Below are 7,794 nucleotides of genomic sequence, written 5' to 3' on the forward strand. Positions count from 1 at the left end.
CCGGCCGGGGCGCCTCCGCAGCGCGGAGGGCAGGATCGGCGGCCTCACCGGCGCGGCGCAGCGCCTGGGCGAAATCCTCGCCCCCGCCGGGTCCGGGGGCGGGGGCAGGTGGCCGGCTGGCGGCGGGGCTCGGGGCAATCTGCGCGGCGTCCACGGCGGGTGCGATCCTTGTCTGTCCGGCGCGCCAGGGCTGCGGCAGCGCCGGCGGCCCGCGACAGGGTCGGGCTGGCGCCCGGGCTGGCTGCGAAAGCCGGGCCAGTGCCCGCCGCCGCCGAGCCGGCAAGCCTGGCCGGACCGGCGGCAAAGCTTGCCGCGCGCCCGGCAAGCGCCGCCGGGGCAGCGGGCCCGCCCCCCGCCGCGCCGCACCGGCCGGGCCTTCTTCCTGGCGTCCCGGCGCTGGCACAGCCCGTGCTGTGGCTCCTCCCCCGAAGCCCGGCACCCCTCGCCGTCCCCGTCCGCCGCTTTCCGGAGCCCCGCCATGTCCCTGTTCGGCTCGCTCACCGCCGCCATCAGCGGCCTGACCGCGCAGAGCCGCGCGCTCGGCCACATCTCGGACAATGTCGCGAACAGCCAGACCGTGGGCTACAAGCGGGTGGACACGAATTTCGTGTCCTACCTGACGCAATCCAGCGCCTCCACACACCTGCCGGGCGCGACCATCGCCAGGCCCTCCTACACCAACAGCGCCCAGGGCACGGTGGAGCAGTCGGAAAACCCGCTGGCGATGGCCATCAGCGGCCAGGGCTTCTTCGCCGTCGCCGCCGCCACCGGCACCAACAACGGCCAGCCGGTCTTCGACGACCGGCAATTCTTCACCCGCGCCGGGGATTTCGGCCTGGACCAGGATGGCTACCTGGTCAACGGCTCCGGCTACTACCTGAAGGGCTGGCCGGCGGACCCCAACACCGGCAATCCGGACCGCACCAACCTGACGCCCATCCGGGTCAGCCAGCAGGTCTTCAACCCGGTGGCGACGACCGAGATCGAGCTCGGGGCGAACCTGCCCTCCGCCACCGTGGACAACGACTCCATCTCCACCCAGGCGGAGCTCTACGATTCCCTCGGCACGCTGCACACGGTGAACCTGACCTTCACCAAGAACACCAGCAACGAGTGGACGCTCTCGATCGACGTGCCGGACGCGGTCACCGCGACGGCCGGCACGGTGGATCTGCAATTCGGCACTGCCGCCTCCGCCACCACCACCCCCGGCACGCTGGGCAACATGCTCAACGCCACCGGCACGGTGGTGCTGCCGCCCAGCAACAACCCGGGGGACCTCGCCGCTGTCAGCTTCGACGTCGATTTCGGCCAGGGCACCCAGACGGTCAGCCTCAATTTCGGCGCCTTCGCCGAGGCGCAGGGGCTGACACAGTATTCCAGCGAGACCTTCGAGATCCGCAACCGCAACCAGAACGGCGTCCCGCTCGGCTCCTATTCCGGCCTCAGCATCGCGCCGAGCGGCGACATCTCGGTGAACTACGACAATGGCCAGAGCCGCGTCGTGGCGCGCATCCCGCTGGTCGCCTTCAACGACCCGGATGCGCTGCAGCGCCTGGACGGCCAGGCCTTCATGCGCACCCCGGAATCCGGGGAGGCACGCATCACCGACGCCTCCTCCAACGGAGTCGGCAAGCTGGTGGTCAGCTCCGTCGAGCGCTCCAACGTCGATATCGCGAACGAATTCACCAAGCTGATCCTGGCGCAGCGCGCCTACACCGCGAACACCAAGGTCGTCACCACCAGTGACGAGATGCTGCAGGACACGATCAACATGCGGCGCTAGAGCATTTCCGGTTCACATGCGTTCACCGAAAACGCCCTACGCCTGCGTCTGCAGAGCAGATTCACGCCATCGGGCGATGCCGCCCTACGGCGATCTGCTCTACGCCGCCACCCAGGCTGAGATGCTGCCATGAGCCTCGACCTCGCCCTCACCATCGCCCGCAGCGGCCTGGCCGCGGTGCAGCGGCAGCTCTCCGTCGCCTCGCAGAACGTGGCGAACGCGAATACCGAGGGCTACACCAGGAAGAGCCTCGCCCAGACCGCCATCACCGTCGCCGACATGCCGGCGGGGCTGCGCACCTCCGAGCAGCAGCGCAACGTCGATACGGCGCTGGTGAACCGGATGCAGAGCGCGGGCGCGGCGGCGGCGGCGGCGGCGGTGCGGGAGACGCTGCTGACCGGGATCGAGCAGGCGCATGGCGCGACCGGCGCCGGCGACAGCCTGGCCGAGGCGGTGAGCGGGCTGCAATCCGCCTTCATCGCGCTGCGCGCGACGCCGGCCGATGCCGGGCAGCAGCGCAGCGCACTGGACGCAGCGACCACCCTGGCGGACCGGCTGAACGCCATCTCCACCGCCATCGGCACGGCGCGGCAGCAGGCACAGGACGGGCTGGTGGCGGAGGTGGACGGTGCGAATGCGGCTTTGCGCGAGGTCGCCGACCTCACGCTGCGCATCCGCAGCGGCGGCGAAGGCGACCAAGCGGCGCTGGAGGACCGGCGCGACCAAGTGCTGGCGCGGCTGGCCGAATCCCTCGACGTCACTGTGCTGCGGAAATCCGACGGCGACATCACCGTGGTGGCGCGCGGCGGCATCATCCTGCCGCTCGACCCGAAGCACGACGTTCTGAGCATCGGCCAGGCGACGGTGGCACCGGACGCCTACTACGGCGGCGGCGGCACCCTGCCGGGGGTGATGCTGAACGGCATCGACATCACTGGGCAGATCAAGGGCGGCCGGGTCGGCGAGTACCTGAACCTGCGGGACGACATCCTGCCGCGCTTCCAGGCGGAGACCGACCTGACGGCCGCGACGCTGGCCGAGCGCTTCGCCGCCCAGGGGCTGAAGCTGTTTACCGATGCCGACGGGACGAGCGTGCCGGCGACCGGCACCGCCTATGCCAGCGGCAGCCAGCTCGGCTTCGCCGGGCGGATCCGGGTGAACCCGGAGGTTGCCGCCACGCCCGGGCTGCTGCGGGACGGTACGGATGCGGTCAGCGGCAGCCCCCTCGGCGCCGCGGATTTCACCCCCAACCCGCCTGGCGGGCCGGCGAGCTTCACGACGCTGCTGGACCGGGTGCTGGACTTCACCTTCACCGGCAATGCCGCCGCCGGCGTGACCTGGCCCCCCATCTCCGGCAGCGGCCTTGGCCCCGATGGCAGCCTGGCCTCGCCCTTCGCCGCGCCGGCCAGCATCGGCGGCTATGCCGACCGGGTGACGAGCGCGCAGACCAGCGAGCGCGCCCTGGCAAGCCAGGCCAGGGAGAATGCGACGGCGCTGCAATCCTCCCTGCTCAGCCGGTTCGACGCGCAATCCGGCGTCGATGTGGATGCCGAGATGTCCGGGCTGGTGCAGCTGCAGAACTCCTACGCCGCCAATGCCAGGGTGGTGAGCACGCTGCAGGGCATGTGGGAGACGCTGCTGGGCGCGGTGCGATAGGCAGGGCTGAGAGGAGGCGCAGGCGATGGATGTCCTGACCCGGCTGGACCGCGATACCGCCGCGCTCCGGCTCCGGCTGCAGACGCAGACACGGCAGATGAGCACCGGCTACAAGGCGGAGGTGCTGGGAGATTACGGCACCGCCCAGCCGCGGCTGTTCAACCTGAAGGCCGATATGGCGCGACGCGACGCCTATGCGCAGTCCATCGGCCAGGCGCTGGCGCGCAGCCAGGCGACGCAGACCGCGCTCTCGCGGCTCAGCGAGATCGCCCGCAAATTCGCTGACGATGTGGCGATGAAGCTGGACGCGAACGATGTGGAGACCATCCCGCTCTACGCCTCCCAGGCCCGGCAGGCGCTGGTGGAGGTGGGGCAGCTGCTGAACGCCCAGGCCAATGGCGAATACCTCTTCGCCGGCAGCGACACCAACACCCCGCCGGTGCCGGATGCCAGCAACCTCGACAGCAGCGCCTGGGTCACGCAGATCATGGCGGCGGTGCAGGGCCTCGGCACCGGCAATGCCGCGGCGGTGAACGCCGCGACCCTGGCCGTGGTGCAGGATGACAGCGCGGGGGTCAGCCCCTTCTCCGCCTATTTCCAGACCGGCGGGGCGGGGCTGGCGGAGCCGCAGCGCAGCGTGCAGACCGCCGACGGGGTTACGCTGGGCTTTGGCATCACCGTGGCGCGCAACGGCGCGGCGGTGAGCCAGGGGGAGACCGCCGGCGGCTGGGTGCGGGATCTGATCCGCGGCCTCGCCTCCATCGCCGGGCTCACCCCCGTCCAGGCGGCGGACCGCGACACCTTCCGCGACTTCGTGACCAATGTCCGCAACGGGCTGACCAGCGCCAGCAGCGCGCTGGCGGATGAGAGCGGCGCGCTGGGGCTGACGGAGGCGCGGCTGGAGGCGACGAAAACGCAGCACGAGACCATGAAGACCTCCCTCACCGCCCAGGTCTCGGACATCGAGGAGGTGGACCTGGCGGAGACCCTGACCCGGCTGCAGGCGACCCGGTCCGTCCTGGAGACGAGCTACACCGCCATCGGCAAGCTCGGCACCCTGACCCTGGCCCAATTCCTGGGCTGAGCCGGCCGGCGGCCCGCAGCCCCGATGGCGCTTCCCCCCAACCCGGCTTCAGGCGGCGTTAAGCGCGCGATGCCACACTGGCGGCTGCCCAACACGGCGCGGCCTCGAAAGGAATAGACATGTCCACGCTGGTGCTCGAACTGCGTCAGGGCGATCTGATGGTCGTGAACGGCGCCCCGATCCGCTTCCGCAACCGCACGCGGATCGAGCTGGCGGCCAAGGCGCGCTTCCTGTTCGGCAAGCAGATCATGGCCCCCGAGGCGGCGACGACGCCGGCGCGGCGGATCTATTTCGCGCTGCAGACGGCCTATATCGGGACCGATGAGGAAAGGGCGCGGGGCCTCGCCTCCGCCCGGGCGCTGATCGGCGAATTCCAGGCCGCCACCACCTCCGGCCTGGCGCGGGAGATGCTGCGGCAGGCGCTGATCCTGGCCGAGACCGATGATTGCTACCAGGCGCTGAAGCTGGCCCGCCGGGTGATGCGGCATGAGGAGGAGGTGCTGGGGCTTCCGCCGCTGATGCCGGTGCGGCAATTGCAGGCGCCGCGGGTGGAAGGCACCCGGCTGGAGGGCTGAGGCGCGGCCGGGCGCATGGCGGCGAGGCTGGCCGCTCGGCCAGGCGGAACGGTGGGGGGGGCCGGACGGGAAGCCCGTTCCTGGTGCGATACCTGCACCGGTGGGCCTGAGCGGAGCCGGTGGATGGCTGCGCGGTGCTCGGGCCCTCCGGGTCGCGGCGCGACGCCGGGTTGCTCCGGAGGTTGTGCTTGCAGCAGGAAGTCGATCAGGTGGCGCCGCCTGACCCGATGTTGTCCTCAGAGGGCGCGGGAAGCGGGCTGGGCCTCGCCGCCGCTCCGGCCTGGCGAGAACACCGCGGCGGGCCTGCTGCCGGCGGGGGAACCGGGCAGGCCACCGCCATGGGCCTGCCCCACGGCGCCGGAGGGGACGCCACTTGCGGCCGCGGTGGCGGCGCCGCCCGAGGATGCGATGCCGGGCCGGGCTGCGCCGGACAGGGCCGCACCGCCTTCCGGCGCACCGGCTGCCGCCGCGCTCCCACCGCCCTCGGCCCGCTTGCCGGCATTGCGGTAGGCGGCCAGTTCGCGCTCCGTCGGCAGGGTGGCAGTGACCTCGCCCTGCTCGTCACGGAATTGCAGCACCACCAGCCCGAGGCGCGGATCCAGCTTCATTGCCGGGTTGGGCGTCGCCTGGAAGGGCTGGGTCCCCACCTCGGCCTCGGCCGTCCGGGCAGGCTCCGCCGCCGGCGCCTTCGGCGCTGCGGGCTGGGCCACCGGCAGACGGGGCATGGTGAGGGGCGATACGGCTTGCATGGGTCTCCGCCGCGATGAAACCAGAATGGAGGTAAAGAAAAGGTAAGCATGCCCCGGAATTGACCCCGGCCCGGCTTGAGCCGAGGATGCGCGCCTTGCCGACCTCGCTCCCCCTCCAGCTCCGCACCCTGGCCGCTGCCAGTCTCGGCGGCGCGCTGCTCACCCTGCTGCACATCCCGCTCGCCTGGATGATCGGCGCGATGCTCGGCACCGCCACCCTGGCCTGGAACCAGTTCCCGGTCGCCGTCCCCAGCTGGGCGCGGCCGGCGGGGCTGGTCTTCCTCGGCCTCAGCCTCGGCGCCAGCTTCAGCGGCCCGGTGCTGACGGCGGTGATGGCGGCGCTGCCGGTGATGCTAGTGGGCGGGGTGCTCGCCATCGCCTCCGGCCTGGTCGTCGCCCAGCTCTTCACTCGCTTGGCGGGGACCGACCAGAAGACCGGCTTCTTCTGCGCCGTGCCCGGCGGCGTCGTCGTCATGGCCGTGCTGGCGCAGGAGGCGAAGGCGAGCGTCGCCACCGTGACCCTGGCCCAGACCATGCGCGTGCTGGTGGTGGTGCTGACCTTCCCGCCGCTGCTCGGCTGGCTGGCGCCGCATGGCGACTTCACGGATTTCACCGCCGCCGGCATCGCCACCTGGTGGCCCGGCCTGCTGGCGATGGCCGCCGCGGGGCTGGCCTGCGCCCTGCCCTTGCGCCAACTCGGCCTGGCCAATCCGTGGATGCTGGGGCCCTGCGCGCTGGCCATCGGGCTGGCGGCGACCGGCCATCTGCCCTCCGCCGTGCCGAAGCCGCTGGTGGATGCGGCGCAGGTGGCGATGGGCGCCACCCTCGGCACCCGGCTGACGCGGAGCTTCCTGCTCTCCTCCCGCAGGCTGGCGATCGCGGCGTTGATCTCCTCGGCGGTGCTCTCGCTGCTGCTCACCGCGCTCGGCGTACTCGTCGCCTGGGTCAGCGGGCTGCCGGTCTCGGCGCTGATCCTCGGCCTGGCGCCGGGCGGCATGCCGGAGATGGCGCTGACGGCGAAGGCGCTGGAGCTCGGCGTGCCGCTGGTGCTGGGCTTCCACCTGACGCGGACGGTACTGTGCAACCTGCTGGTCGGGCCGCTGCACCGGGGGGCGGTGCGGCTGGGGCTGCTCTAGCTTCCCCACGAAACCGCTGCGCGGCTTCGTGGGGGCCCGAGGGGCGCCTTCACCGCCTGCCGTGGCCGTGCCACGGCAGGGCGCGGGTGGCCCACTCCGTCAGGGCAGTTCCAGCCGCACCGCGATGGCGGCGGTGGCCAGCACGGCCGGATCGTCCTGCTCCGGGTTCATTACGTCGAGGCCGCCCTTCACCACCTGCACCGTCACCTGGCCATGCGGCAGGGAGGCGCGGATGCGTTCCGCATCCACCTTCCCCGGCTGCTGCACGCCGATGGTGACATCCACCAGCATGGATTTCGGGTCCACCCTCAGCGCCCGCAGCATGGACAGCGAGGAATGGTGCAGTGCATCCTGCACCGCCCGCAGCGCCGCCTTGGTGTAGTCGCCGCCATGCAAATCGTTGCCGGCGCCGAGTTCCAGGATCACCCGCTTCGCCGGCATGTCAGCGCCCCCCTTCCGGCAGGTCAAGGAAGACCTCGGCCGCCGCATGCGCCACCAGCGTGCCGCCATCCCCGGCCTCGTTCGGGATCATCAGCCCGCCTTCCACGCATTCCACCTCCCCCGTGCCATGCGGCAGGACGGCCAGCACCTCCGCCTTGTCCACCGTCTCCGGCCGCGGCACGCCGATGGTGACCATCACCTTCATGCTGTCCACATCCACCCCCAGCGCATGGGTGACGGTGAGGGAATTGTGCCAGAGCGCGTCCCGCAGCGCCCGCACCGCGGCCTTGGTGCTGTCCAGGCCGCGGATATCGGTCCCCATGCCGATCTCCAACACCATGCGCTTCATCGCCATGCCTGCTTCCTC

8 protein-coding genes are annotated in these 7,794 nt (G+C 71.7%); 5 read left to right on the forward strand and 3 right to left on the reverse strand.

All coding sequences use genetic code 11. The features are described from left to right. Positions 1–478 precede the first annotated feature (478 nt). The 4 genes from flgE to NJ376_RS12615 all read left to right on the forward strand — a co-directional run bounded on the left by flgE (position 479) and on the right by NJ376_RS12615 (position 5,101). Entirely contained in the window at positions 479–1,786 is a 1,308-nt protein-coding gene (gene flgE / locus NJ376_RS12600; protein ID WP_252953619.1) for a flagellar hook protein FlgE, read from the forward strand. A gap of 129 nt (positions 1,787–1,915) precedes the next feature. Then, entirely contained in the window at positions 1,916–3,442 is a 1,527-nt protein-coding gene (locus NJ376_RS12605; RefSeq protein WP_252953620.1) for a flagellar hook-associated protein FlgK, read from the forward strand. A 25-nt stretch (positions 3,443–3,467) separates the two neighbouring features. Continuing rightward, positions 3,468–4,526 (forward strand): flagellin, encoded by a 1,059-nt coding sequence (locus NJ376_RS12610; RefSeq protein WP_252953621.1) that lies wholly within the window; start codon positions 3,468–3,470, stop codon positions 4,524–4,526. Between the two features lie 119 nt (positions 4,527–4,645). After that, positions 4,646–5,101: a flagellar biosynthesis repressor FlbT gene (locus NJ376_RS12615; RefSeq protein WP_252953622.1), complete on the forward strand. Its 456-nt coding sequence runs from the start codon at positions 4,646–4,648 to the stop codon at positions 5,099–5,101. Positions 5,102–5,337: 236 nt separating this feature from the next. Here NJ376_RS12615 and NJ376_RS12620 read toward each other — a convergent pair whose 3' ends face one another. After that, positions 5,338–5,850: a hypothetical protein gene (locus NJ376_RS12620; protein WP_252953623.1), complete on the reverse strand. Its 513-nt coding sequence runs from the start codon at positions 5,848–5,850 to the stop codon at positions 5,338–5,340. Positions 5,851–5,945: 95 nt separating this feature from the next. Between NJ376_RS12620 and NJ376_RS12625 the strand changes: the two genes are divergently transcribed. Then, positions 5,946–6,986: an AbrB family transcriptional regulator gene (locus NJ376_RS12625; protein WP_252953624.1), complete on the forward strand. Its 1,041-nt coding sequence runs from the start codon at positions 5,946–5,948 to the stop codon at positions 6,984–6,986. Positions 6,987–7,085: 99 nt separating this feature from the next. On the opposite strand, the gene NJ376_RS12630 is transcribed toward NJ376_RS12625, so the two are convergent. Together NJ376_RS12630 and NJ376_RS12635 are read right to left on the reverse strand one after the other, a co-directional pair. Beyond that, positions 7,086–7,427 (reverse strand): Lin0512 family protein, encoded by a 342-nt coding sequence (locus NJ376_RS12630; RefSeq protein ID WP_252953625.1) that lies wholly within the window; start codon positions 7,425–7,427, stop codon positions 7,086–7,088. A 1-nt stretch (position 7,428) separates the two neighbouring features. Continuing rightward, positions 7,429–7,794 (reverse strand): Lin0512 family protein (locus NJ376_RS12635; protein WP_252953626.1); only part of this gene is annotated, 366 nt, incomplete at its 5' end.

Origin of the sequence: Siccirubricoccus soli, from assembly GCF_024178315.1 — a bacterium.
Classification (GTDB): Bacteria; Pseudomonadota; Alphaproteobacteria; order Acetobacterales; family Acetobacteraceae; genus Siccirubricoccus; species Siccirubricoccus soli.

What these genes read in the sequence shown, in the direction of transcription:
- flgE (WP_252953619.1), top strand. Translation starts at nt 479, where the DNA reads ATGTCCCTGTTCGGCTCGCTCACCGCCGCCATCAGCGGCCTGACCGCG.
- NJ376_RS12605 (WP_252953620.1), top strand. Translation starts at nt 1,916, where the DNA reads ATGAGCCTCGACCTCGCCCTCACCATCGCCCGCAGCGGCCTGGCCGCG.
- NJ376_RS12610 (WP_252953621.1), top strand. Translation starts at nt 3,468, where the DNA reads ATGGATGTCCTGACCCGGCTGGACCGCGATACCGCCGCGCTCCGGCTC.
- NJ376_RS12615 (WP_252953622.1), top strand. Translation starts at nt 4,646, where the DNA reads ATGTCCACGCTGGTGCTCGAACTGCGTCAGGGCGATCTGATGGTCGTG.
- NJ376_RS12620 (WP_252953623.1), bottom strand. Translation starts at nt 5,850, where the DNA reads ATGCAAGCCGTATCGCCCCTCACCATGCCCCGTCTGCCGGTGGCCCAG.
- NJ376_RS12630 (WP_252953625.1), bottom strand. Translation starts at nt 7,427, where the DNA reads ATGCCGGCGAAGCGGGTGATCCTGGAACTCGGCGCCGGCAACGATTTG.